This is a genomic window from Mesorhizobium sp. WSM4989 (assembly GCF_029625795.1).
Classification (GTDB): domain Bacteria; phylum Pseudomonadota; class Alphaproteobacteria; order Rhizobiales; family Rhizobiaceae; genus Mesorhizobium.
Window position 1 is genome coordinate 1 of record NZ_JARTVN010000051.1, and the last position, 256, is coordinate 256.

A 256-nucleotide genomic window follows, 5' to 3' on the forward strand; every position below is an offset into this window, starting at 1 on the left:
GCCCTGCATCATCCGCCCAACAGGGATGCCAGTCCACGAGGAAACGACCTCGGCTATGTCAGAGGTGCCAACCTCCTCAGAGACCATTCGCGTCCCTTGCTCCTCAGCCTCATTCGCTGCTTCGGCTTCCTTCTCCAGAGCCGGAATCTGGCCGTAGAGAATCTCAGAAGCCTTGCCGAAATCGCCCTCTCGCTGGTATTTCTCGGCAGTGGTGCGCAGCTGGTCGATGCGGGTCTTAAGCTCACCGACCTCATTG

Annotated in this window: 1 pseudogene; it reads right to left on the reverse strand. The window is 59.0% G+C overall.

The window, feature by feature from the left end:
• Positions 1–256 (reverse strand): annotated as a pseudogene (locus P9217_RS30270) (hypothetical protein); the annotation flags it as partial.